We start from the raw sequence: 22,850 nt of genomic DNA on the forward strand, positions 1-22,850 counted from the left end.
TCACTCCTTCTCGCTGTCGGGGACGTCCGGATCCAGGTAGGCGATCCGCAGGACACTGACGGGCCTGGCGCCCTCCGGGCGGAGGGACGGGTTGGAGGACCGCGCCTCGTAGGGCCGCAGCAGCGCCTCCATGCGCGCGCCGAGGTCGGTCAGCTCCTCGTGCGTGAGGTGGAGCAGCGAGTCGCCGAACTGCTCGGCCTCCTGCCACTCCCTCGGCAGCCGGTGCCGGTTCGCCATGGCCCGGGCGACCCGCTCGAAGTACTGCTCGGCGACGGCGGCGCTCAGCGCGTCGGCCGCCTGGGCGATGGACGGATCCTCGCTGTACTCCGGCCATTCCGTGTACTGAGCCGTGGCCTGCCAGGGCTTCTCCCGCCCCCGGCCGCCCGGCGCCTCCTCCACCAGCCCGTACTTGGCGAGTATCCGCAGGTGGTAGGAGCAGCTGGCCACGGACTCGCCGGTCAGTTCGGCGGCCCGGGTGGCGGTGAAGGGGCCGCTGCTGCGCAGCAGCCCCACCAGCGTCATCCGCAGGGGGTGGGCGTAGGCGCGCAGGGCGCGCGGGTCGGTGAGTCGGATACTGCGGGGCTGCTCACCCTCGGGCTGCGGGTCGATGATCTCCTCCGGCATAATGAAAAGATATCTTTAGAAAGACTTCTTTACAAGAACTCTCCTCGGCGGCAGGTCACCCTCCCCCCGGTACGGCCATCAGCCCCGGCCCCGCCCCGACGACCGCGATCGCCCCGTCGCGGTCCGTCCGCAGCACCCGCGCCCCACCGGCCCGCAACGACTCCACCGTCCGCGGCGAGGGATGTCCGTACGGGTTGTCGCGCCCCGTCGACACCAGCGCGAGCCGCGGCCGAACGGCTCGTATCAGCCCCGGGTCCTGATGCGCGGAGCCATGATGGGCGACCTTGAGCACGTCCACCGGCGCGAGCCCCGGATGAGCCCGCAGCAGCCCCCGCTGGGCCGGTGGCTCCAGATCGCCGAGCAGCAGCAGCGTCAGCCCGCCGGCCGCCCTGACGAACAACGCGACACTGGCGTCGTTCGCCCCACCGGAGCCCACCACCGCCCGCCCTCCCCCGGCCGCCCCACCACCTGCCGACCCGCCACCTGCCGTCGGCCAGAGCACGGTCCACTCCAGCCCGCCGATCCTGCGCCGCTCGCCCGGCCCCGCACGGACCAGCGGCACCCGCGCGGCCGCCGCCGTCCGCCGTACGAACGCCGCCTGGGCCGGCGGCTCCTCGAGGCCGGTCGTCTGGATCGCCCCCACCGACCGCCCCCGCAACACCCCGGGCAACCCGGCCACATGGTCCGCGTGGAAGTGGGTCAGCACCAGCAACGGCACCCTGCGCACCCCGAGATCCCGCAGACACCGGTCCACCGGTACGGGGTCGGGGCCCGCGTCCACCACGACGGCCGCGTCCCCGCCCGCCGCGAGGACCGTCGCATCCCCCTGCCCCACCTGACACATCGCGAACACCCAGCCACGCGGCGGCCATCCGGTGGCCCACCGCGTCAGCGGCGCCGGTCGCACCACCACGAGCAGCAGCAGGACGACGACGAGCCCGGCGAGCAGCCCCCGGTAGGGCAATCTGCGCGCCGCGACGACCACCCCGGCGGTCACCAGGGCGAGAGCGAACCCGCCCCACCACCCACCGGGCCAGCCCAGCTCCGCCCCCGGCAGCGCCGCGCCCGTACGGGCCACCCGCGCGATCCACCCGGCCGGCCACCCCGCCACCCACGCCAGCCCTTCCGCGGCCGGCATCCAGACCGCCGCGACGGCGAGCGTGGCGAAGCCGAGCACCGTCGCCGGTGCCACCGCGAGCTCGGCGAAGAGGTTCGCCGGGATCGCCACCAGGCTCACCCGGGCGGCGAAGACCACCACCACGGGAGCGCACACCGCCTGCGCCGCCAGCGACGCCGCCAACGCCTCCGCCAGACGGTCGGGCACCCCACGCCGCCGCAGCGCCTCGCTCCAGCGCGGTGCCACCGTCAGCAGGGCCCCGGTGGCGAGGACCGAGAGCAGGAATCCGTAACTCCGCGCGAGCCACGGGTCGTACAGCACCAGCAGCAGCACGGCCGCGGCCAGCGCGGGGATCAGCGATCTCCGCCGCCCGGTGCCGATCGCGAGCAGCACCACAAGCCCGCAGGCCGCGGCGCGCAGCACACTCGGCTCGGGCCGGCAGACCACCACGAAGGCGAGCGTCAGCGCTCCACCGGCCACCGCCGTGCCCCGCAGCGACATCCCCAGCCGGGGCGCGAGCCCACCGCGCTCCACCTGATGCGCCCGCCCGGGACGGCCGACCAGCAGAAGCAGGACGACCGCCAGATTGCTTCCGGAGACGGCAAGCAGGTGGGTGAGATCGGTGGCCACGAAGGCGTCACGCAGCTCGGAACCGATCCGGGAGGTGTCCCCGACCACCAGACCGGGCAACAGGGCCCGCGCGTCCGGGTCGAGGCCGTCGGTCGCCCGCCGCAGGCCGGCCCGCAGCTCCCCCGCCGTCCGCTGCAGCGCGCTCGGCGGGCCGACGATCCGAGGCGGTCCCCCGCCGCCGACCTTGAGCACCGCCGCGAACGGATCGCCGGGACGCGAGGGCGGCGCGAGCCGGGCACCGACCCTCAGGCGCGTGGACGGCAGCAGCCGCAGCCACTCCGCCCGCCCCTCCCCGGGCGGCACGATCAGCAACACCGGCGCCCTCGTCCGGTGGACCGTCCCGTCCGACCACTCGACGCGGGTCACCTCGCCGTCCAGGACGACGGAGACCGGCACCGACTCGCTGCCCCGCACCCGGGGCCGGGTCAGCCGGGGATCCGAGGTCACCGTCACCTCCAGCTGCGCCCGCGCATACTCCCCCGCCAGGGCCGGTACGGGCCCGCGTCGCAGATCCGCCGTGTGCAGCCCGGCCGACGCGGCCCCGGCCGCGGCACAGAGCAGGACCCCGGCGAACGCCGTCGCCCGCAACCGCCACCCGGGGGTGCCCCGCCGAGTCGGCGCGTCCGCCGCCACGATCCGCTCTCCGGGCCTGGTGGTCCCGCCGAGCCGGCGCGCCGCCACAGGTGTCAGGAGGAGACCGCCTCCCACCAGACAGACCACGACTCCCGCCAGCGTCCACCAGCCGGGAACCCCCACGGCGATCGCCGCCGCCGCCCACGCGGCCACCGCGAGCGGCACCAGCCGGAGATCGGCCGGCCCCTCCTCCCAGGACGGCGCCCGTGCTCCCCGCCCGTCCGCCGCCGCCTCGTCCACCGCTGCCTCGTACGTCTTCACGGCCGCACCAGCCGTTCGAGTTCGGCGAATCGCCGCTCCCCGATGCCGTTGACCTCCCGCAGCTCCCCGACCGACCGGAAGCCGCCGTGCTCCGCGCGATGGTCGACGATGTGCCGGGCAAGAACCGGACCGACGCCCGGCAGTGTGTCGAGCTGCTCGACCGTGGCCGTGTTGAGGCTCAACGGCGCCCCCGAGCCACCCCCGCCGGTGCCACCACCGGCGCCCGATCCGCCGCCCGGGCCAGGCCCTGAGCCCCCGACCTGCGTCCCCGGCAGCCCGACGAGAACCTGCTCGCCGTCGAACAGCACGCGGGCCCGGTTGAGACCGGTGAGATCGGCGCCGGGCTTCGCCCCGCCCGCGGCCCGCAGGGCGTCCGCCACCCGTGAACCGGCCGGCAGCGTCAGCACCCCGGGCCTGTGCACCTTGCCCCCGACGTCCACGATCACCCGCGCCCCACCCACACCAGCACCCACACCCACGCCCGCCCCCGACCCTGCCCTGGTGGCGGACGCTCCCGGTACAGCAGGTACGGCGGGCACAGCGGGTGCGGCAGCGACCGGCGCGGCGCGTACAAGCTCCGGCGCCCGCACCGGCTCCGGCCGCCCCGTCCAGAAATAGCCGCCCGCGAGGCCCGCGGCCACGACCAGCACCACCGTCAGCGCGGCCAGCGCCCTCGGTTCGAGACCGATCCGCGTCTGCACCCACACCGGGGTCCGGTCACGCAGCACCGCCGCACACCGCGCCCGCACACCGGGCGGCGAAGCCCGATCCCGTACCCCCGGCGGAGATCCCCGTCCCTCGGCCTCCGGATCGGCACCCGCGTCCACCCCCGCAGCGGCCGCCACGTCCGCCGACACCGACGCTGCCGCCGCCGACGGGAACAGCTCATCCCCGCGCCGCCGCACAGCAGCGTCCGGAACCGCCCCGGCCCTCCTCACCCGGGTCCGCCTCCTGGACCGCCCAGGAGGCGCGCCACGCGCTCCTGGGCGGCTCCTCCCGTCGGAGCCGGGCGTCCTGCCGGGACCGCTGGTCGAGGCGCCCACCGTGCCGAGAGCGCCGGAGGTCGTCGATGCGATACGTCGAGGAAGAGTCATGCGGATGACGGTAGGAATCACCGCCGTGCCGTGCGGGACTCACCCACGTTCCGTGGACAGGGCCCACACTGTGGAAAACTCCGTCACCCTCCCGGGGGACGCACCGCGTACGGACTCAGCGCGGCGAGACGACGACCGCGAGCAGCCCGGGCCCCGTGTGGGCGCCGATGACCGCTCCCACCTCGCTGACGTGCAGCTCCGCCACGCCGGGCACCCGCTCCTTGAGCCGGTCGGCGAGCGCGGCGGCCCGCTCGGACGCGGAGAGGTGGTGCACGGCGACGTCCACGGGGCCGGAGCCGGCGCGCTCCACGGCGATCTCCTCGAGCCGTGCGATGGCCTTCGAGGCCGTCCGCACCTTCTCCCGCAGCTCGATCCGCCCGCCGTCGAGTTCGAGGAGAGGCTTCACCGCGAGCGCGGAGCCGAGCAGCGCCTGCGCCGCCCCGATGCGTCCACCGCGGCGCAGATAGTCCAGGGTGTCGACGTAGAAGAAGGCGGAGGTGCCCGCGGCGCGCTTCTCGGCGGCCGCGACGGCCTCGTCGAGCGAGCCGCCTGCCTCGGCGACCTCGGCCGCCGCGACGGCACAGAAGCCCAGGGCCATGCCCATCATGCGGGTGTCCACGACCCGCACGGGCAAGGGGGCGTCCTTCGCGGCGAGCACGGCCGCGTCGTAGGTTCCGGAGACCTCGGCGGAGAGATGGAGGGAGACGACGCCCTTCGCGCCGGCCTCCGCGGCCACGCGGTAGGCCTCGGCGAAGACCTCGGGGCTGGGCCGCGAGGTGGTGACGGCCCGCTTCTTCTGCAGGGCGTCGACCAGCGCCTTGGCCGAGACCTCGGTGCCCTCCTCGAGGGCCCGGTCGCCGATGACGACGGTCAGCGGGACCGTGGTGATGGCGTGCCGCTCTCTGGTCTGGTGTGGCAGGTAGGCCGTGGAATCGGTGACGATCGCGACATGCCGGGACATGAGCGGGAGGTTACCCGCCGAGACCGGCGCGCGGCAGCCCGGCCCCCGCCGTGAGCGCCCCGGCACCGCCGGGCCCCTGTCCCACCCGGCGCCCGGCCGGACTTCCCCTCCGTGGTTTCGTCAGGTCGTGGTCTCGGGGCGGGCCGACTTCTCCCAGGGGTAGGAGGTCAGCCGGGGGTCGGGCGCGGTGATCGCGGACGGCTCACCGCCGGCTCCCGGCCGCGAACTCCCGGAGGCGGAACCCTGACCGCCCGGGGCCGAGTTCCCGGGCGCCGTCCCCGACGTGCCGGCGTGGCCCGGCGTCCCGGCCGTCCCGGAGGTCGTCTCCGGTTCCGTGGTCGTCCAGTGCCGCAGCGCGCCCGCTTCGACGTCGATCTGGGCGCTGAGCGACGACAGGTCGTCCTCGGCGAACCTGAGGGCCCGCTCGCGGGCGGCGCGGCGCAGTGCGTCGGCCGAGCTGGTGATCCGCTCGGTCCGCGCGGTGAGTTCGGGGAGCTGTCCGGCCACCCAGGACCGGTCGGGCTCCCGCTCGATGCGCTTGAGGTCCTCGTCCAGTTCGAGCCCGTGCGCGCTGAGCCGGTGGAACAGTTCGAGCGACTCCCTCAGCGAGGCGTCCTCGCCGACCCCGGCCTGCAGGGCCTCCTGGGTGGCCCGCATCGAGGTGCGCAGCGAGAGCCGCAGTCGGGCCAGCTCGCCCGCCGTCCCGGCCTGGCCGAAGCTCTTGGCCCGCAGCGTGGTGTCCTCGACGGTGCGCCGGGCCTGGTCGATCGTGCGGTCGACGCCGCGCTTGGCGGCCTTGGCCGCCTTCACCGTGGCGTAGACCCCCAGCGCCACGAAGGACAAGAAGAGCAGCGCCATGATCGTGATAATCGCGGCTTCCATGTGCGCCCCTCCGGCGTCCGTCCGGTCCCCACGGATGTGGTTCCTCCACGGTAAACGGAACGGGCAGGCCAGGGGTTCCATCGGAACCCCCAACCTGCCCGTAGGGGACATCCCTATGTGCGTCAGCCCGCGACGATGTTGACCAGCTTCGGCGCCCGCACGATCACCTTGCGGATCTCGGCGCCGCCCAGCGCGGCGACCACGTGCGGGTCGGCCAGGGCCAGCGTCTCGAGCTTCGCGTCGGTGATCGACGGGGAGACCTCCAGGCGGGCCTTGACCTTGCCCTTGATCTGCACGACGCAGGTCACGGTCTCGTCGACGACGTACGCCGGGTCGGCGACCGGGAAGCCCTGGTGGACCACCGAGTCGTTGTGGCCCAGCCGGCGCCACAGCTCCTCCGCGATGTGCGGGGCCAGCGGGGCCACCAGCAGCACCAGCTGCTCGGCGACCGACCGGGAGAGCGGGCCACCGGACTTCGTCAGGTGGTTGTTCAGCTCGGTGATCTTGGCGATGGCGGTGTTGAAGCGCATCGCGACCATGTCCTGGGCGACGCCGTCGATCGCCTTGTGCAGGGCGCGCAGCGTGTCCTCGTCGGCCGCGGCGTCGACGACGGTGACCTCACCGGTCGACTCGTCGACGATGTTGCGCCACAGCCGCTGCAGCAGCCGGTACTGGCCGATCACCGCGCGTGTGTCCCAGGGACGCGACACGTCCAGCGGGCCCATCGCCATCTCGTACAGGCGCAGGGTGTCGGCGCCGTACTCGGAGCAGATCTCGTCCGGCGTCACGGCGTTCTTCAGGGACTTGCCCATCTTGCCCAGGACGCGGCTGACCTTCTCGCCCTGGTACCAGAAGCCGCCGTCGCGCTCCTCGACCTCGGCCGCCGGGACGGCGATGCCGCGCGCGTCGCGGTAGACGAAGGCCTGGATCATGCCCTGGTTGTAGAGCTTGTGGAACGGCTCGGCCGAGGAGATGTGGCCCAGGTCGAACAGCACCTTGGACCAGAAGCGCGCGTACAGCAGGTGCAGCACGGCGTGCTCGGCGCCACCGACGTACAGGTCGACGCCGCCGGTGGGCATGCCCTCGCGCGGGCCCATCCAGTACTGCTCGACGGCGGGGTCGACCAGCTGCTCGGAGTTGCGCGGGTCCAGGTAGCGCAGCTCGTACCAGCAGGAACCGGCCCAGTTGGGCATGGTGTTGGTCTCGCGGCGGTACGGGCGCGGACCGGCGCCGTCACCGAGGTCCAGGGTGACGTTGACCCAGTCCTCGTTGCGGGACAGGGGCGTCTCCGGCTGGGTGTCCGCGTCGTTCGGGTCGAAGGTGCGCGGCGAGTAGTCCTCGACCTCCGGCAGCTCCAGCGGCAGCATCGACTCGGGCAGCGAGTGGGCGACGCCGTCCTCGTCGTAGACGATCGGGAAGGGCTCGCCCCAGTAGCGCTGGCGGCTGAACAGCCAGTCGCGCAGGCGGAAGTTGACGGTGCCCTCGCCGATGCCGCGCTCGGCCAGCCAGTCGGTGATCCGCGCCTTGGCGTCGACGACGCCCAGGCCGTCGAGCGCCACGTCCTCGTTGGAGGAGTTGACCAGCTTGGCCTCGTACGAGGAGAAGGCGTCGTCCCAGGTCGACGGGTCGGTGCCGCGGTCGTCGCTCGGTTCGACGACGCAGCGCATCGGCAGCTCGAAGGCGCGCGCGAAGGCGAAGTCGCGGCTGTCGTGCGCGGGGACGGCCATGATGGCGCCGGTGCCGTAGCCCATCAGGACGTAGTCGGCGATGAAGACCGGGACCTGCTCGCCGCTGACCGGGTTGGTCGCGTACGCGCCGGTGAAGACGCCGGTCTTCTCCTTGGCGTCGGCCTGCCGCTCGACGTCGGACTTGGAGGCGGCCTGCTTGCGGTAGGCGTCGACGGCCTCGGACGGGGTGGCGTGTCCGCCGGTCCACACGTCGTGGGTGCCCTCGGGCCAGGTGGCCGGGACGATCTTCTCGACCAGGTCGTGCTCGGGCGCCAGGACCATGTAGGTGGCGCCGAACAGGGTGTCCTGGCGGGTGGTGAAGACGGTGATGGCACCGGTGTCGCCGACCTGGAAGTCGACGCGGGCGCCTTCGGAGCGGCCGATCCAGTTCCGCTGCTGCAGCTTGATGGCCTCGGGCCAGTCCAGCGCGTCCAGGTCGTCGAGCAGGCGGTCCGCGTAGGCGGTGATCCGCATGTTCCACTGGCGCAGCTTGGACTTGAAGACGGGGAAGTTGCCGCGCTCGGAGCGGCCGTCGGCGGTGACCTCCTCGTTGGCCAGGACCGTGCCCAGGCCGGGGCACCAGTTGACGGGCGCGTCGGAGGCGTAGGCCAGGCGGTACTCGCCCAGGACGTCGGAGCGCTCGGCGGCGGTCAGCTCGCTCCACGCGCGCGTGGTGCCGGGAACCTCACGCGTGCCGTTCTCGAACTGCGCGATCAGCTCGGCGATCGGACGGGCCTTGCCGGCCTCGTCGTCGTACCAGGAGTTGAAGATCTGCAGGAAGATCCACTGGGTCCACTTGTAGTACTCGGGGTCGATCGTGGCGAACGACCGGCGCTTGTCGTGGCCCAGGCCCAGCCGGCGCAGCTGGACCTTCATGTTCTCCATGTTGGCCTCGGTGGACACACGCGGGTGCGTGCCCGTCTGCACGGCGTACTGCTCGGCCGGCAGGCCGAAGGCGTCGAAGCCCAGGGTGTGCAGCACGTTGTGGCCGGTCATGCGCGCGTGGCGGGCGAAGACGTCCGTGGCGATGTAGCCGAGCGGGTGGCCGACGTGCAGGCCCGCCCCCGAGGGGTACGGGAACATGTCCATGATGAACTTCTTGGGCCGGGCGGCGATCGCGGGGTCCCCCGCCAGGTCACCGGTGGGGTTCGGGGCCTCGTACGTGCCCTCGGCGTCCCAGAAGTCCTGCCAGCGTGCCTCGATGTCGGCGGCCATGGCCGCCGTGTAGCGATGCGGGGCCGCCGTCTCGGCGGCCGTATTGATCTCGGTCATGGTCCTTGAAGCTCCATCGATCGTCTCTGCCCACTGCCACGGACTGCCGTGAAATGAAAAAACCCCTCGCACAGGAGGGGACGCCGCGCCGACTCCGGCGGATGTCTGTCATCCGCCGGGACTGATCAGCGCGGCTCGGTAAGCAGAAGGCGTACGGCACGCATGGCGCCAGGGTACCGCAGGGCCCGCGCGGGCCGCACCGACGTTCCACGGAGCGGAGTCGCGGCGAGTGAGGCCTGACATGGAAGCGGGACACCGTAAAGGCGGGACACGAGGGAAGCGGGACAACGAAGAAGCGGGCCACCCGATCCGGGTGACCCGCTTCATTTCTGTGGAGCTAAGGAGAATTGAACTCCTGACCTCCTGCATGCCATGCAGGCGCTCTACCAACTGAGCTATAGCCCCTTGCTTTCCGTCTCCGTTTCGGTTTCCCTCGCGGCGACAGACAGAACATTAACCGGCTTCCCGGCAGATCTCCAAATCGATTCTCCGAGCCCCGCTGACCTGCCGGGTAGGGTCGCCGACTGTGTCCGTCTCCGTGCTCTCCAAGACCCGTGCCCGGCCCTGGCCCCTGGCCACCGCCGCGGCGATCTGCCTGCTCTCGTTCGTGGCCTTCTGGGTGGCGCAACGCCTCGCCCACGTGAACATGCTCGACGTGATGGTCTACCGGGCCGAGGGCGAGACGGTCCGGGCGGGCGGTGATCTGTACGCGATGCGCGCGACCTCGGCGAACCTCGGCATGACCTACCCGCCCTTCGCGGCCCTGCTGTTCGTCCCGCTGACCCTGGTGAGCGTGCCCGTGATGCGGACGCTCGCCACCGCGGGGAACCTGCTCCTGGTGGTCGCGCTGGTGCAGTTGTCGCTCCAGCTGGTCCGCCCCGCGCTGTCGCGTACGGACCTGTGGCGTACGACACTGTGGGTCGCCGCGGTGGTGGTCTGGTGCGAGCCGGTGTGGACGACCCTCCGGTACGGCCAGATCAACCTGCTCATAGCGGTGGCGGTGCTCTGGGACCTCACGCGGCGCCGGGGCAGCCGCTGGGCCGGCCTGGGCATCGGCCTGGCGACCGCGGTGAAGCTCACACCGGGGCTCTTCGTGGTCCTGCTGCTCGTCGCGGGCGTGCTGCTGTGGCGCCGGGACCGGACCTGGAACAGCTGGCTGCGCACGGCGGTGACGGCGACGGGGGTGTTCCTGGGGACGACGCTCGCCGTGGCCCTCGTGCTGCCGGCGGACTCGAAGCGGTTCTGGACGGAGACGCTGTTCGAGACCGGCCGGGTGGGCTTCGCGGAGGAGACCGCCAACCAGTCGATCCGCGGGGTCCTGGCCCGGCTGATGCACACCGACGACCCGGGCATGTGGTGGGCGGTGACCGCGGCCGTCCTGGGCGGCGTGGCGATGGTCCTCGCGGTGCGGGCGGCGGTGCGCGGGGACAAGGCGGTGGCGGTGATCGTCTGCGCGTTCACGGCGCTGATGATCAGCCCGATCTCCTGGTCCCACCACTGGGTCTGGTGCGTGCCCCTGCTGATCCTGCTCGCGGACCGCGCCACGCGTACGTGGCCGGTGACGGGGGCCGTGGCCCTGGCCTTCGCCTCGTTCGCCCTGTGGTGGGTTCCGCACGACCCGGGCCGGCCGGAACTGGACCAGAACGCGGGTCAGATGGTGCTGTCCGCGATCTATCCGCTGACGACCACGGCCCTGCTCGTGGGGTACGTGCTGACGCTTCGGCGTCAGGCCGTGGCGAAGGAGTAGAAGCGTTTGAGGGTGCAGTGCTCGTCGAGGAGCCGGCCGTAGATCGGCTCCCCCTCTAGCTCGCGGTACGTCTCGATGGGGTCGCCTTTTATGATCAGCGCCCGCGCGCACTCCTCGCACCAGTACTGGAACCCCGGGTTGACGGGGTCCATGTCCCGCACGATGGGCGTGCCGCTGCCGCACCAGTCGCATTTCCGCCTGTGTGCACCCATCAGTCAGCTCCAGCTGTGGCCGCAGGCCGTGCACCCATAGGACACCCCGCCGTTGTCGCCGAGCACTTGGGCCACCCTCCCGTCCGGATCCTCGTCCCCCTCCGGCCGTCCGATTCTGCCATGGCCCCGCAAGGGGGTCAGCGTGCTCGACGCCACGGTCCGGCCACCGCGCCGGCGAGGGCGGCGACGGCCAGGGCGATCATGGTCGTCCGCAGCGCGTCAGCGGAGTTCTGTGCTCCGGATCCGTCCGCCGCTGCGAGGAACAGGGTCCCGAACGCGGCGACCCCGATGAGCTGGCCGAGCTGGGTGACGGTGGCGAGCAGCCCGCTCGCGTCGGCCGCGTCCTCCGGCCGTACGGTGGCCAGCGCGCCGGTCAGGGCGGGGCTGAAGGCCAGCGAGATGCCGGCTCCTAGCGCGCCGAGGGCCGGATAGAGCCCCCAGCCGCCCGTACCGCCGTCCGCGAGCAGCCCGCCGACGCCGAGGGCTCCCGCGGCGGCGAGCAGGAACCCGCCCGGGATCAGCGCGCGGTGGAGCCGGGCCGGCCAGCGCCGCCAGGTCAGACCGACGGTGCCGAAGACGACGGCGGCGGGGCCGAAGGTGAGCCCGGCACGCAGTGCGCTGTGGCCGAGGCCGCCCTGCAGATGCAGGGTGAGGGTGAACAGGAAGCCGGCGTTGACCCCCATCGACACCGCGATCCAGAGGACGGCCCGTCCCATGCCCGGGAGCCGCAGCACGCGCGGGGCGATGAGCGGGGCGCCGCCGCGCCGGGCCAGCCGTGACTCGTACGCGCCGAAGAGGGCGAGGAGCACGAGGGAGCCGCCGAGCGAGAGCCAGGACCACAGGGGCCAGTCCTGTTCCTGGCCGAGGACGAGGGGGACGGTCAGCAGGGACACGGCTCCGGCGAGCAGGACGAGGCCCGGCAGATCGAGGGCACGCGCACGCGTGGCTCCGGTCCGGGCGTCGCGGGGCAGGACCCGGGCGCCGAGCACCAGCAGGGTGATGCCGATCGGGACGTTGACGAGGAAGACGGGCCGCCAGCCGGTGCCGAAGAGGTCGGCGCTCACCAGGATCCCGCCGACGACCTGCCCGGCGGCGGCGCCGGTGGCCAGGACCGCGGAGTAGGCGCTGAGCGCCTTCGCACGGCGCTCGCCGGCGAACTCGCGCTGGATGAGGCTCAGGACCTGAGGGATCATCAGGGCCGCCCCCGCGCCCTGCGCGAGCCGGAAGGCGATCAACTGGCCGGTTCCGGCGGCGAGTCCGCAGGCGAGGGAGGACGCGGTGAAGAGGGCGAGGCCGCCGAGGTACATCCGGCGGTGCCCGACGAGGGCTCCCAGACGGGCACCTGTGATCAGCAACACCGCGTAGGCGATGGTGTATCCGGCGATGACGAGCTGGAGCGCGGCTCCGGACGCGGAGAGCTCGACACGGATCGTGGGCGCGGCGACGTTGACGATGAAGACGTCGAGGAGCGCCATGAACTGGGCGGCGAGGACCACGCCGAGCAACAGTCCGGGGCGGTTGTCGGTGCCACCGTCTTTACTGAGTACGGGACGTGTTGTGGTCGAGGTCATACGCCGAGCGTGACCTCGATCGGATACGGGTAACGAGAGCCCGCTGATGCTGGTACTGACACCACCTGGCAGCGGCGGCACGGGGACTCGACCATGGGGGTGTGACGATCGTGGCAGCGGTACCGACACAGCGACGCCGACGACCGGAGCTGGCCGCGTTCCTGCGCAGCCGCCGGGCCAGGGTGACACCGGAGGACGTGGGGATGCCCCCGGGACTCCGCCGCCGCACACCGGGGCTGCGCCGCGAGGAGGTCGCCCAGCTCTCCGGCGTCGGCGTCACCTGGTACACGTGGCTGGAGCAGGGGCGCCCGATCAACGCCTCGGCGCAGGTGCTCGACGCGGTGGCCAGGACGCTCCGGCTCGACCGGCCCGAGCGCGAGCACCTCTACCACCTGGCCGAGGTGCCGTACGCGCCGGAGCGGTCGGGCTCGGACGCGGCGGTGGTGAGCCCGGAGATCCAGGGCATCCTGGACGCCCTGGACCCGCACCCGGCGGTGCTCTACAACGCGCGGTACGACGTGCTCGCGACCAACGCGATGTACGAACTGCTCTTCTTCCAGGAGGGCCGGGACGACCAGGACACCGGCCCGTTCGGCATACGCAACGTGCTGTGGGCGCTGTTCAGCGACACCGGGCCCACCTGCCCGGTGGTCGAGCGGAAGCGGGAGCTGCCCCTCATGGTGGCCCAGCTGCGGGGCGCGTACGGCCGCCACGTCGGCGAGCCGGCCTGGGAGGAGTTCGTACGGGCTCTGGCGGAGGCCAGCTCGGAGTTCGCCCGGCTGTGGCGCAGCGGCGACGTGGTCCCCCCGGGGACGCGGGTGAAGACCTTCCGTCACGCGCGGACCGGCGAGATCCGGCTGACCTCGGTCTCCCTCTCCGTGAACGGGATGCCGGAGTGCCGGATCGTGGCCTACACGCCGAACGACGAGGAGAGCCGCCACGCGCTCGCGTCCCTGCGGGAGATGACGGAACGACGGACCCCGTAGGACGGGCGGGCTCCGCCGACGGGCGGACGGACCTCGTCGAGCGACGGTCCGGGAACGACGAATCCCGCCCCCTGCTGGGGACGGGATCCGGTGATTGTGGAGCTAAGGAGAATTGAACTCCTGACCTCCTGCATGCCATGCAGGCGCTCTACCAACTGAGCTATAGCCCCTCGTGTTCTTCGCGCTCTGCGCTGCGAACAAGAAGAACTTTAGCCTGTGACCTGCCGGAAAGTGAAATCCGGGTCCGGCAGGCCGGACGTGGGGCTCAGTCGTCGTCGCCGAGGACCGGCTCGGGCAGCGTGCCCGCGTTGTGCTCCATCAGACGCCAGCCGCGCGCACCCTCGCCGAGGACCGACCAGCAGCAGTTCGAGAGGCCGCCCAGGCTCTCCCAGTGCTGGGACTCCAGGCCGAGGAGCCGGCCGATGGTGGTGCGGATCGTGCCGCCGTGGCTGACCACGACGAGCGTGCCGTCCTCGGGAAGCTTGTCGGCGTGCTCCAGGACCACCGGGGCGGCCCGGTCGGCCACCTCGGTCTCCAGTTCGCCGCCGCCCCGGCGCACGGGCTCGCCACGCTTCCACGCGGCGTACTGCTCGCCGAACCGCCCCACGATCTCGTCGTGGGTCAGTCCCTGCCACTCCCCCGCGTACGTCTCGCGCAGCGCGGAGTCGTGGGCGACGGCGTGGCCGGTGAGCACGGCGAGCTCGGCGGCGGTGGCCGCCGCCCGCCTCAGGTCGGAGGCCACGATGGCGTCCGGCTTCAGCGCGGCGAGCAGCCGGGCGGCCCGGCGCGCCTGGGCGACGCCGGTCTCCGTCAGCTCGATGTCGGTCGAGCCCTGGAAGCGGCGCTCCAGGTTCCAGGAGGTCTGGCCGTGACGCCAGAGAACGATGCGGCGGCCAGTGCCGCCCTTGGTGGTGCTCAGCTCAGCTCACCGTCGGGTCCGTCGGGCAGCCCCGCGGCGTGCTCGGAGAGGTCGACGCCGGTCAGGGCGGCGTGCTCGGCGCCCTTGCCGCGGGTCTTCGCCGCGTCCTCGGGGAGCGCGAGCTCGGGGCAGTCCTTCCACAGGCGCTCGAGCGCGTAGAAGACGCGCTCCTCGCTGTGCTGGACGTGGACGACGATGTCGACGTAGTCCAGAAGGATCCAGCGCGCGTCGCGGTCGCCCTCACGGCGGACCGGCTTGGCGCCGAGGTCCTTGTTGAGGCGCTCCTCGATCTCGTCGACGATCGACTTGACCTGGCGGTCGTTGGGCGCGGAGGCGAGCAGGAAGGCGTCGGTGATCGACAGCACATCGCTGACGTCGTACGCGATGATGTCGTGCGCGAGCCGGTCGGCGGCCGCCTGAGCGGCGGCGTTGACGAGCTCGATGGAACGATCCGTGGCGGTCACAAGCAGGCTTTCGTCGGCGGTCCAGTACCCCTCCAGGGTCTCACGGACCGCCGACGGCCCCGCCAACGTTTTCCGGAGCGCCGTTACGGGGCCTCCGGCACCTTGTAGTCCTGGCCCAGAATCACGGTCACCGTGGCCGCTCCCGAGGTCTTGCCCTTGGTGACCGAGCCGGCCGGCAGACCCAGCGTCTTGGCCACCTCGGCCGCCGTCGCCTTCTGGAGGTCGTCACCGTAGACGACCTGCGACTTCTCCCGGGTGTCCGCGTCGCCGCCGCCCACGAAGGTGTAGCCGCCGTTGATCAGGACGATCCGGGCCGCCTCGGTCGCCTTCTTGCCGGAAGCGTCCCGCACCGAGACCCGGGGCACGTCGCCCGCCTCGGGGGCGGTGACCTTTCCGCCCAGGATGTCCTTCACCACACTGTCGCTCGCGCCCTCGGTCAGCGTGCCGTCCTGGCCCACCGGGAGCAGGGCCGTCTTGTAGTCGCCGACCTTGGCGTGCTCGGCGAGCTTGGCCAGGGCGGCGCCCAGGTCCTTCTCGGAGAGCGAGGGGTCGAAGATCTGGGTGAGGCTCTCGACCGTCATCGTGGCGGACTCCGGATTGTCCGAGATCTTGCGCAGCACCGCGAGCATGACCTGGCCGAAGCGCTGGAGCTGCTTGGTCTCGGCCTCGCCCGGGGCCCGGTAGGTCGCGTAGGCGACGGCGGCGCGGCCGTTCAGGGACTGCTTCTCGCCCTTCCTGACCAGGGGGTCGGCGCCCTTCTTCGGGTCCGGCACGTCGGTGTCGGTGTCCGTCTCGATACCGCTGACGAGGTCGACGAGGGTGTCCAGGTAGGGCGTGTCCAGGCGCCAGGTGCCGGTGATCGGCGCGCCGAGGAGGTTGCCGATCGCCTCGCGGGTCCCGCTGGACCCGTCGTCCTCGACCGACTTGCCGAGGGTGGTCGCGGCGCCCTCGCCGTCGGCGACGACGACGGAGTTCGGAATCAGGACCGAGGTGCCCTGGCGGGTGGTGGTGTTGTTGACGAGCAGGACGGTGGAGGTCCCGCCTCCCGTGGTGTTGTGGAGGTGGACGACGATCGTGTCGCGCTTCTGCGGACCGGTCGCGGTGCTCCCCTGCCGCTGCTCCTCGGACGCCCCGGGGAGCAGCCCGGCGGACCAGAGGTAGCCGACGCCGCCCACGACGGCGAGGACGAGCACGACGACGAGGGCGACGATCCGGTTGCGGCCCCGGCGCCTGGCCTCCTCGCGCCGCTCGGAACGGCTCTCGGTGAACTTCAGCCAGTCGATGACGTCCTCGGAGTCCTCGTCCGGCTCCTCGATGAACGAGAACTGCTCGGTCCGGTACCCACGGTCGTCGTCGGGGGCGGGCCGGGCCGGCGCGGAGCGCTCGGAGGCGGGGCGCTGCCCGGGGACCCCGGCGGGCGCCGCGACGGGCGCGGCCGGAGCCACGGGGGGCGCGGCCTGCGCCACCGGGGGTGCGACCGGGGCGACGGGCGCGGCGGCCTCGGGCTGGGCGGCCCACTGCTGCCCCGTGTCGTAGGAGGGGTAGCTGTAGCCCTGCTGCCCGTACGGGTCGTACTGCGGCTCGTGGGACGGCTGGGGCTGCTGGGGCTGCCCCTGGTACTGCGAGGGCTGCTCCTGGTACTGCTGCTGCGGTTCCTGGTACTGCTGCTGGGCGTACGGGTCGTATCCGTATCCCTGCTGCGGCTGCTGGTACACCGGCTGCCCGTACTCGTCGTAGCCGATGATCTGCGGCTGCGGATAGTACGGGTCGTACGGATGCTGCTGGTCGTTCACCGGTGGCCCTCCCCGAAGCTCACTCGCCGCGGTACAACTGGCGCTTGTCGATGTAGCGCACCACGCCGTCCGGGACCAGATACCAGACGGGATCGCCCTGTGCGACCCTCGCCCGGCAGTCGGTGGAGGAGATGGCGAGCGCGGGCACCTCGACCAGCGAGACGCCGCCCTTGGGCAGTCCGTCGTCAGTGAGGTCGTGGCCCGGCCGGGTGACGCCGATGAAGTGCGCGAGCGAGAAGAGTTCCTCGGCGTCGCGCCAGGTGAGGATCTGCGACAGCGCGTCGGCCCCGGTGATGAAGAAGAGGTCCGAGTCGCTGTTGAGGGAGCTCAGGTCCCGCAGGGTGTCGATGGTGTAGGTCGCGCCGCCGCGGTCGATGTCGATCCGGCTGACCGAGAACTGCGGGTTGGAGGCCGTCGCGATGACCGTCATCAGATAACGGTCCTCGGCCGCCGAGACGGCACGGTCGCTCTTCTGCCACGGCTGCCCGGTCGGCACGAACACGACCTCGTCCAGGTGGAACAGGGCGGCGACCTCGCTGGCCGCCACCAGGTGTCCGTGGTGGATCGGGTCGAACGTTCCACCCATCACGCCGAGTCGGCGCTTCCCGCGCCCGCCAGTAGGCATTTCCTGCTCTCCCATGCGTGCAGAGCCTACTGGCACGGCAGCGGACGCCTGATCAGGGTCGCCGGTTCAGCGGTCGCGGTTGAAGCGAGTGGTGATCCACAGCAGCAGGAGCAGGGCACCGAAGGCGCCGAAGCCGGTGAGGTAGGGGCTGAGGCTGTCGTGGTTGCCGCCGTGCTCGGCGCCCTCGGCGAGAGTGACCAGGTTGGCGGCGGTGCTGTGGAGGCTCATCTTCGGCAGACCTATCGATCGGGGATGGGAGCGGAGACTTCGCGCACATCGTATGCGGGCGGCCCGGAAGGGCTCACGCCGACTCAGGCACTCGCGTCACGGTCCGTGTTGCCGTCCGGGCCGCCTTCGGTGCCGGCGGCGGCACCGTCGCCGGTCCCGGCGTCGCCCGAGTCGTCGGTGCGGTAGCCGCGCAGCAGGAACCAGGCGAGCAGCGCGCCGCCCACGATCGAGACCAGCAGCACGATACGGAGCGTGTCACCCGGCCCCTCCTGCGCGGCGGCCGCGAGCAGGGCGGCGGCGGTGTCGGCGGTGTCCGGCATGTCGGTCGTGCTCCTCGGTCGTCCTCGGTGCCCGAGTTATCCACAGGCCCCGGCACACGGTAGCGCCAGCACCTAGGCTGGGGTTCGTCAGGGGGACGAGCACCGACTCGTACGAACAGGGGGCATCCATGACCGAGAACGACCAGGGGAACGTGCCGAGCAGGCAGCGGAAGCGGTTCCCCGGCATCTCCTCGCGGGCCTACGAACATCCGGCCGATCGCTCGGCGCTGGTGGCGCTGCGCAAGCTCAGCGGCTTCGACACGGTCTTCAAGGCGCTCAGCGGACTGCTGCCGGAGCGCAGTCTGCGACTGCTCTTCCTCTCGGACTCCGTCCGGGTGAGCGACGCGCAGTTCAGCCATCTCAACGACATGCTGCGGGACGCCTGTTACATCCTGGACCTGGAGAAGGTCCCGCCTATGTACGTGACGCAGGACCCGAAGCCCAACGCGATGTGCATCGGCCTGGACGAGCCGATCATCGTCGTCACGACCGGCCTCGTGGAGCTCCTCGACGAGGAGGAGATGCGTGCGGTCGTCGGCCACGAGGTCGGCCACGCGCTGTCCGGGCACTCGGTGTACCGCACGGTGCTGCTCTTCCTCACGGGCCTGGCGCTCAAGATCGCCTGGATCCCGCTGGGGAACGTCGCGATCATGGCCATCGTCACGGCGCTGCGCGAGTGGTTCCGCAAGTCGGAGCTCTCCGCCGACCGGGCCGGGCTCCTCGTCGGGCAGGACGTGCAGGCCTCGATGCGCGGTCTGATGAAGATCGCCGGCGGCAACCACCTCCACGAGATGAACGTGGACGCGTTCCTGGCCCAGGCCGACGAGTACGAGAAGGCCGGGGACCTGCGGGACTCGGTCCTCAAGATCCTCAACGTGCTGCCGCGCACGCACCCCTTCACCACCGTCCGGGCGGCGGAGCTGAAGAAGTGGTCGGAGAGCCGCGACTTCCAGCGGATCATGGACGGCCACTACCCGAAGCGCTCGGAGGACAAGGACGCCTCGGTCACGGACTCCTTCCGCGAGTCGGCGGGGCACTACGCGGACACCGTGCGGACCAGCAAGGATCCGCTGATCAAGCTGGTCGGCGACATAGCCGGTGGCGCCGGTGACCTGGCGGGCGACCTGGGCGGGAAGCTGCGCAACGCCTTCGGCGGCGGCCAGGGCCCCAAGAAGCCGGACGCCACGGGGACCGAGGGGACCTCCGGCACCGCCGAGAACGGCAAGAGCAGCCCGGACAGCGGCACCGGGGACGCGCCGTAGCGAGAACCGGGCGCTCGGGGACCAGCGGAACCGGACGCTCGGGGACCAACAGCGAGAACCGGGCGCTCGGGACCGGTGGCGAGAGCGGGGCCCTCACGGTCTCAGAGCGAGGGCTGGGCGTCCGGCGCCAGTGCTCCGCACAGTGAGGGGGCTGCGGGCCGGCCCGTGGCGTACGGGTCGGTGACCGGCGGTCCGCCGCCCGCCTCGGGGGCCCGCGCTCCGGCCAGGAGCGGCTTCAGGGAGCCGGTGGTGTCCGCGCCGCACGCCTGCGGGCCCGCCTCGGCGGTGCTGGTCACCAGCTCGGCCCGGTGCATGCGCAGGTCCTCGCGGTCGAAGCGGAAGTGGACCTCGCGGTGGACGGTGAAGAGCGAGGCCTGACCGACCGGTCCCGCGCCCTGGGCCGCCGGGCGGAGGGCGTAGGTGTACGTGTGGTCCGCGGTGACGTCCAGGGTGTCGGGTCCGGTCTCCTCGAAGCGGAGGGTGCCCTGGACACGGGCCGAGGGGTCCGCGAGGACGGCCTGGCGCGGGTCGAAGCGGACCAGCCAGGCGGCGAGGGCGTGCCGACCGTCGTCGGCCGGTGCCTCCACGCTCCGGTCGAACTGTTCCAGCTGGTCGGGGTCGAGCAGCAGGCGAGCGGGCCGGACGGTGGCCCCGGACAGGACGTCGGGTTCCAGGGACGAGGCCACCAGGTAGTCCTTGGCGATGCTCAGGGCGGTGACGACCTGGCTCTCGGCGAAGTGGGTGGTGCGCCCCGCGACGGGGAGGTTGATGCCTGCGGCCCCCGTGCGGTACTCGGCGACCGGGCTGTGGTCGAAGAGCCGGTCGGGCAGACCACCGACGACGGGGCCCTGCGGGGCGAGCGGGACCACGGTGGTCCGCAGCGGCTCGGCCCGCTGGTCGGCGGGCGGCTGGTAGGGGTTGCGGACGCCCAGATAGATGGCGGTACCGAAGGCGAGGAGGATCAGCAGGACCAGCATGAGGGCCTGGCGGGAGCCGCTCCGGCCCTCCCAGGACGAGGGGCGGCTGCGGACGGCCTCGGTGTGCTCGCCCATCCGCTCCCGGGCCGAGAACTCCTGGAGGTGGGCAGCGCGGACGAACGCCTCGTCGAAGACGACGGACCTGTACTCGTCCTCACCACCGGGGAGACCCTCGGGTGTCCCCTCAGGCGGGTCGCCACGCCCTGCCATACCTTCAGGGTAGGTCTGCGGGGGCTTCGATAAACGCCCAGGTACACGACAAGTTCGGAAGAATTCCGCCGTCAGGGTGTCTGCGTGCCACCGTGGAGCCGCGCGGCTCGGCCACCCGGGGGACGGGGACGCGCCGGGACGGCCGCGGACCGCGATACGGCTGACCCGGAGCGTGCCTGCCGGGCGATGTGGAGGGCCCTGCCGGGGCAATGTGGCGAGGCCTGCCGGGCGATAGAGGGCCCCCTGCCGGGGCGGTGTGGAGGGGCCCTGCGAGGTGGTGTGGCGAGGCCTGCCGAGGCAATGTGGGACGGGCCTACTTCGGGGACGCGGAGTGTGCCGCGGGGGCGTGGGCGGCGGGCGGGGCCGGGTTCGGGTTGGGCGTGTCGACGCCGGTCGTCGCCGGCGGCGGGACCTGGTCCTGGCGGTTGGCGGCCGCGCCCCGGTAGACGGCGCTGAACGCCAGGGCGACCATGCCGATGCCCATGACGAGGGCGAGGATCCAGGCGACGGGCCGGTGCCAGCGGGCGCGGCCCCGGTAGGGGCGCAGAGCGCCGCCGTGGCGGCCGTAGGGGCTGGCGTCGTCGCCGACGTCGTCCGGCTCGTACGTGAGGCCGGAGGAATCGTGGAAGTCCTCGTAGAGGTCGTCGTCGCCCGATCCGCCGCCGGCGCGGGCGCGGGCCGACTCGGCCTCCGCGCGGGCCTGGGCGGCGGCGAGGAGCCGCTCGACGGCGGTGGGTTCGTGCACGGTCGCGGCCCGTACGAAGTCCTCGTCGAACACCACGTCGGCGTAGACCTCGTCGGCGCCTCCGCGGTCGACAGAGTCCTCAGGGTCCCCGCCGTCCTGGAACGGCGTGCCCCCCACGTCGTCCGGCACGGCTTCAGAGTAGACCCGCGAGGTGGTTTTGGGCAGGGAGAGTGCGAACCCTCCCCGCCCGTACCGAAAGGAGTGGTTACCGCACGTGACCGTCACCGGTGACGATGTACTTGGTCGAGGTGAGCTCCGGAAGGCCCATGGGGCCCCTGGCGTGCAGCTTCTGGGTGGAGATGCCGATCTCCGCGCCGAAGCCGAACTGTCCGCCGTCCGTGAAGCGGGTGGAGGCGTTCACGGCGACCGTGGTGGAGTCGACCAGCTGGGTGAAGCGGCGCGCCGCGGCCTGCGAGGTGGTCACGATCGCCTCGGTGTGGCCGGAGGACCAGGTCCGGATGTGTTCGACGGCCCTGTCGAGGGAGTCGACGACGGCCGCGGCGATGTCGTACGAGAGGTACTCGGTCTCCCAGTCCTCCGGCGTGGCCGGTACGACGGTGGCCTTGGAGCCCTCGGCGAAGGCGATCACCCGTTCGTCGGCGTGGACGGTGACGCCGGCCTCGGCGAGCGCGTCGAGGGCCCTGGGCAGGAAGGCCGCGGCGATGTCCTGGTGGACGAGGAGGGTCTCGGCGGCGTTGCAGACGCTGACCCGGTGGGCCTTGGAGTTGATCAGGATCTCGACGGCCATGTCGAGATCGGTCTGGGCGTCGACGTAGACGTGGCAGTTGCCGGTGCCGGTCTCGATGACGGGGACGGTGGACTCCTCGACGACCGTCCGGATCAGGGAGGCTCCGCCGCGCGGGATGAGGACGTCGACGAGGCCGCGGGCGCGCATCAGCTCGCGGACCGAGTCGCGGGACTCGCCGGGGACGAGCTGGATGGCGTCCGCGGGCAGTCCGGCGCCGCCGACGGCGTCGCGCAGGACCTTCACCAGGGCGCTGTTGGAGGCGTAGGCGGAGGACGAGCCGCGGAGCAGGACGGCGTTGCCGGACTTGAGGCAGAGGGCGGCGGCGTCGACGGTGACGTTGGGGCGGGCCTCGTAGATGATGCCGACGACGCCCAGGGGGACGCGGACCTGGCGCAGGTCGATGCCGTTGGGCAGGGTCGAGCCGCGGACGACCTCGCCGACGGGGTCGGGCAGCGCGGCGACGTCGCGGACGTCGGCGGCGATGGCCCGGACGCGCTCGGGGGTGAGGGTGAGCCGGTCGATGATCGCCTCGCTGGTCCCGGCTTCGCGGGCCTTGGCGATGTCCTCGGCGTTGGCCTCGACGATCTCGGCGGTGCGCACTTCGAGGGCGTCCGCGATCGCCAGCAGGGCATCGTCCTTGGTCGCACGCGGGAGTGGCGCGATTTCGGCGGCGGCTCCACGGGCCCGGTAGGCGGCCCGGGTGACCGGGGACAGGTTGTCGAGGGGCGTGAGCGAGGTCATGCCCGCAGGGTACTGGCACCCCTGCGGACATCCCTCACGTATCCCGCACTCCGAGACGTGCCACGGCGGTTCCGAGACGGCCCGCACGGGGAGGCGTCCTG

At 72.4% G+C, this 22,850-nt stretch carries 20 protein-coding genes and 2 tRNA genes; 3 read left to right on the top strand and 19 right to left on the bottom strand.

Annotated elements, in window-relative coordinates:
• The 7 genes from ACIP84_RS19475 to ACIP84_RS19505 form a co-directional block, all read right to left on the bottom strand.
• On the bottom strand, positions 1-624 hold the full coding sequence (locus ACIP84_RS19475; protein WP_401798947.1) for a winged helix-turn-helix domain-containing protein: 624 nt from the start codon (positions 622-624) through the stop codon (positions 1-3).
• 55 nt (positions 625-679) lie between these two features.
• Complete coding sequence (locus ACIP84_RS19480; protein ID WP_401798949.1) at positions 680-3,265, bottom strand: ComEC/Rec2 family competence protein; 2,586 nt, start codon at positions 3,263-3,265, stop codon at positions 680-682.
• A complete protein-coding gene (locus ACIP84_RS19485) occupies positions 3,262-3,993 on the bottom strand; it encodes a helix-hairpin-helix domain-containing protein (RefSeq protein WP_401798951.1) in 732 nt (243 codons plus the stop codon). Before ACIP84_RS19485 ends, ACIP84_RS19480 begins: the two co-directional genes overlap by 4 nt.
• 481 nt (positions 3,994-4,474) lie before the next feature.
• A complete protein-coding gene (locus ACIP84_RS19490; RefSeq protein WP_355960844.1) occupies positions 4,475-5,320 on the bottom strand; it encodes a DegV family protein in 846 nt (281 codons plus the stop codon).
• Between the two features lie 120 nt (positions 5,321-5,440).
• Positions 5,441-6,202 carry a hypothetical protein gene (locus ACIP84_RS19495; protein WP_401798953.1) on the bottom strand — a complete coding sequence of 254 codons (762 nt, stop codon included), beginning with the start codon at positions 6,200-6,202 and terminating at the stop codon, positions 5,441-5,443.
• Between the two features lie 122 nt (positions 6,203-6,324).
• Positions 6,325-9,201 (bottom strand): leucine--tRNA ligase, encoded by a 2,877-nt coding sequence (leuS, locus tag ACIP84_RS19500; protein WP_401798954.1) that lies wholly within the window; start codon positions 9,199-9,201, stop codon positions 6,325-6,327.
• 332 nt (positions 9,202-9,533) lie between these two features.
• A tRNA-Ala gene (locus ACIP84_RS19505) sits at positions 9,534-9,606 on the bottom strand.
• A gap of 121 nt (positions 9,607-9,727) precedes the next feature.
• Between ACIP84_RS19505 and ACIP84_RS19510 the strand changes: the two genes are divergently transcribed.
• Positions 9,728-10,948: a glycosyltransferase 87 family protein gene (locus tag ACIP84_RS19510; protein ID WP_355960853.1), complete on the top strand. Its 1,221-nt coding sequence runs from the start codon at positions 9,728-9,730 to the stop codon at positions 10,946-10,948.
• Here ACIP84_RS19510 and ACIP84_RS19515 read toward each other — a convergent pair.
• A complete protein-coding gene (locus ACIP84_RS19515; RefSeq protein WP_015033559.1) occupies positions 10,927-11,160 on the bottom strand; it encodes a hypothetical protein in 234 nt (77 codons plus the stop codon). The two genes, ACIP84_RS19510 and ACIP84_RS19515, sit on opposite strands and share 22 nt — an antisense overlap.
• Positions 11,161-11,297: 137 nt before the next feature.
• Positions 11,298-12,731, bottom strand: a complete 1,434-nt coding sequence (locus tag ACIP84_RS19520) for an MFS transporter (RefSeq protein WP_401798957.1) — start codon at positions 12,729-12,731, stop codon at positions 11,298-11,300.
• Between the two features lie 101 nt (positions 12,732-12,832).
• Here ACIP84_RS19520 and ACIP84_RS19525 point away from each other — a divergent pair, with 101 nt between their 5' ends.
• Entirely contained in the window at positions 12,833-13,717 is an 885-nt protein-coding gene (locus tag ACIP84_RS19525; protein ID WP_401798959.1) for a helix-turn-helix transcriptional regulator, read from the top strand.
• Positions 13,718-13,814: 97 nt separating this feature from the next.
• Here ACIP84_RS19525 and ACIP84_RS19530 read toward each other — a convergent pair.
• The 7 genes from ACIP84_RS19530 to ACIP84_RS19560 all read right to left on the bottom strand — a co-directional run bounded on the left by ACIP84_RS19530 (position 13,815) and on the right by ACIP84_RS19560 (position 18,066).
• A tRNA-Ala gene (locus tag ACIP84_RS19530) sits at positions 13,815-13,887 on the bottom strand.
• Positions 13,888-13,982: 95 nt separating this feature from the next.
• Positions 13,983-14,636: a histidine phosphatase family protein gene (locus tag ACIP84_RS19535; RefSeq protein WP_401799383.1), complete on the bottom strand. Its 654-nt coding sequence runs from the start codon at positions 14,634-14,636 to the stop codon at positions 13,983-13,985.
• On the bottom strand, positions 14,633-15,100 hold the full coding sequence (gene rsfS, locus ACIP84_RS19540; RefSeq protein ID WP_319309319.1) for a ribosome silencing factor: 468 nt from the start codon (positions 15,098-15,100) through the stop codon (positions 14,633-14,635). Before rsfS ends, ACIP84_RS19535 begins: the two co-directional genes overlap by 4 nt.
• A gap of 83 nt (positions 15,101-15,183) precedes the next feature.
• Positions 15,184-16,893 (bottom strand): LCP family protein, encoded by a 1,710-nt coding sequence (locus tag ACIP84_RS19545; RefSeq protein WP_401798960.1) that lies wholly within the window; start codon positions 16,891-16,893, stop codon positions 15,184-15,186.
• A 19-nt stretch (positions 16,894-16,912) separates the two neighbouring features.
• Positions 16,913-17,533: a nicotinate-nucleotide adenylyltransferase gene (nadD, locus tag ACIP84_RS19550; RefSeq protein ID WP_030317550.1), complete on the bottom strand. Its 621-nt coding sequence runs from the start codon at positions 17,531-17,533 to the stop codon at positions 16,913-16,915.
• A 51-nt stretch (positions 17,534-17,584) separates the two neighbouring features.
• Positions 17,585-17,746, bottom strand: coding sequence for a hypothetical protein (locus ACIP84_RS19555; RefSeq protein WP_015033566.1), 162 nt, complete (start codon positions 17,744-17,746; stop codon positions 17,585-17,587).
• A gap of 83 nt (positions 17,747-17,829) precedes the next feature.
• Entirely contained in the window at positions 17,830-18,066 is a 237-nt protein-coding gene (locus ACIP84_RS19560) for a hypothetical protein (protein ID WP_355960925.1), read from the bottom strand.
• Between the two features lie 128 nt (positions 18,067-18,194).
• Here ACIP84_RS19560 and ACIP84_RS19565 point away from each other — a divergent pair, with 128 nt between their 5' ends.
• The gene (locus ACIP84_RS19565) at positions 18,195-19,328 is read left to right on the top strand and encodes a M48 family metallopeptidase (protein ID WP_355960866.1); all 1,134 of its coding nucleotides are present in this window, start codon (positions 18,195-18,197) and stop codon (positions 19,326-19,328) included.
• A 101-nt stretch (positions 19,329-19,429) separates the two neighbouring features.
• On the opposite strand, the gene ACIP84_RS19570 is transcribed toward ACIP84_RS19565, so the two are convergent.
• The 3 genes from ACIP84_RS19570 to ACIP84_RS19580 all read right to left on the bottom strand — a co-directional run bounded on the left by ACIP84_RS19570 (position 19,430) and on the right by ACIP84_RS19580 (position 22,749).
• On the bottom strand, positions 19,430-20,515 hold the full coding sequence (locus tag ACIP84_RS19570) for a hypothetical protein (RefSeq protein ID WP_401798963.1): 1,086 nt from the start codon (positions 20,513-20,515) through the stop codon (positions 19,430-19,432).
• Between the two features lie 313 nt (positions 20,516-20,828).
• Positions 20,829-21,389, bottom strand: coding sequence for a hypothetical protein (locus ACIP84_RS19575; RefSeq protein ID WP_355960872.1), 561 nt, complete (start codon positions 21,387-21,389; stop codon positions 20,829-20,831).
• Positions 21,390-21,465: 76 nt separating this feature from the next.
• Positions 21,466-22,749: a glutamate-5-semialdehyde dehydrogenase gene (locus ACIP84_RS19580; RefSeq protein WP_401798965.1), complete on the bottom strand. Its 1,284-nt coding sequence runs from the start codon at positions 22,747-22,749 to the stop codon at positions 21,466-21,468.
• Between the last annotated feature and the right edge of the window lie 101 nt (positions 22,750-22,850).

Origin of the sequence: Streptomyces sp. NPDC088707 (assembly GCF_044752725.1) — a bacterium.
Taxonomy (GTDB): Bacteria; Actinomycetota; Actinomycetes; order Streptomycetales; family Streptomycetaceae; genus Streptomyces.

Bases quoted from the DNA above. Each gene is read 5' to 3' on its own strand.
- ACIP84_RS19490 (WP_355960844.1), bottom strand. From the start codon at position 5,320: ATGTCCCGGCATGTCGCGATCGTCACCGATTCCACGGCCTACCTGCCA.
- leuS (WP_401798954.1), bottom strand. From the start codon at position 9,201: ATGACCGAGATCAATACGGCCGCCGAGACGGCGGCCCCGCATCGCTAC.
- ACIP84_RS19560 (WP_355960925.1), bottom strand. From the start codon at position 18,066: ATGCCGGACACCGCCGACACCGCCGCCGCCCTGCTCGCGGCCGCCGCG.
- ACIP84_RS19515 (WP_015033559.1), bottom strand. From the start codon at position 11,160: ATGGGTGCACACAGGCGGAAATGCGACTGGTGCGGCAGCGGCACGCCC.
- ACIP84_RS19580 (WP_401798965.1), bottom strand. From the start codon at position 22,749: ATGACCTCGCTCACGCCCCTCGACAACCTGTCCCCGGTCACCCGGGCC.
- ACIP84_RS19570 (WP_401798963.1), bottom strand. From the start codon at position 20,515: ATGGCAGGGCGTGGCGACCCGCCTGAGGGGACACCCGAGGGTCTCCCC.
- ACIP84_RS19555 (WP_015033566.1), bottom strand. From the start codon at position 17,746: ATGAGCCTCCACAGCACCGCCGCCAACCTGGTCACTCTCGCCGAGGGC.
- nadD (WP_030317550.1), bottom strand. From the start codon at position 17,533: ATGGGAGAGCAGGAAATGCCTACTGGCGGGCGCGGGAAGCGCCGACTC.
- ACIP84_RS19475 (WP_401798947.1), bottom strand. From the start codon at position 624: ATGCCGGAGGAGATCATCGACCCGCAGCCCGAGGGTGAGCAGCCCCGC.
- ACIP84_RS19565 (WP_355960866.1), top strand. From the start codon at position 18,195: ATGACCGAGAACGACCAGGGGAACGTGCCGAGCAGGCAGCGGAAGCGG.
- ACIP84_RS19520 (WP_401798957.1), bottom strand. From the start codon at position 12,731: ATGACCTCGACCACAACACGTCCCGTACTCAGTAAAGACGGTGGCACC.
- ACIP84_RS19495 (WP_401798953.1), bottom strand. From the start codon at position 6,202: ATGGAAGCCGCGATTATCACGATCATGGCGCTGCTCTTCTTGTCCTTC.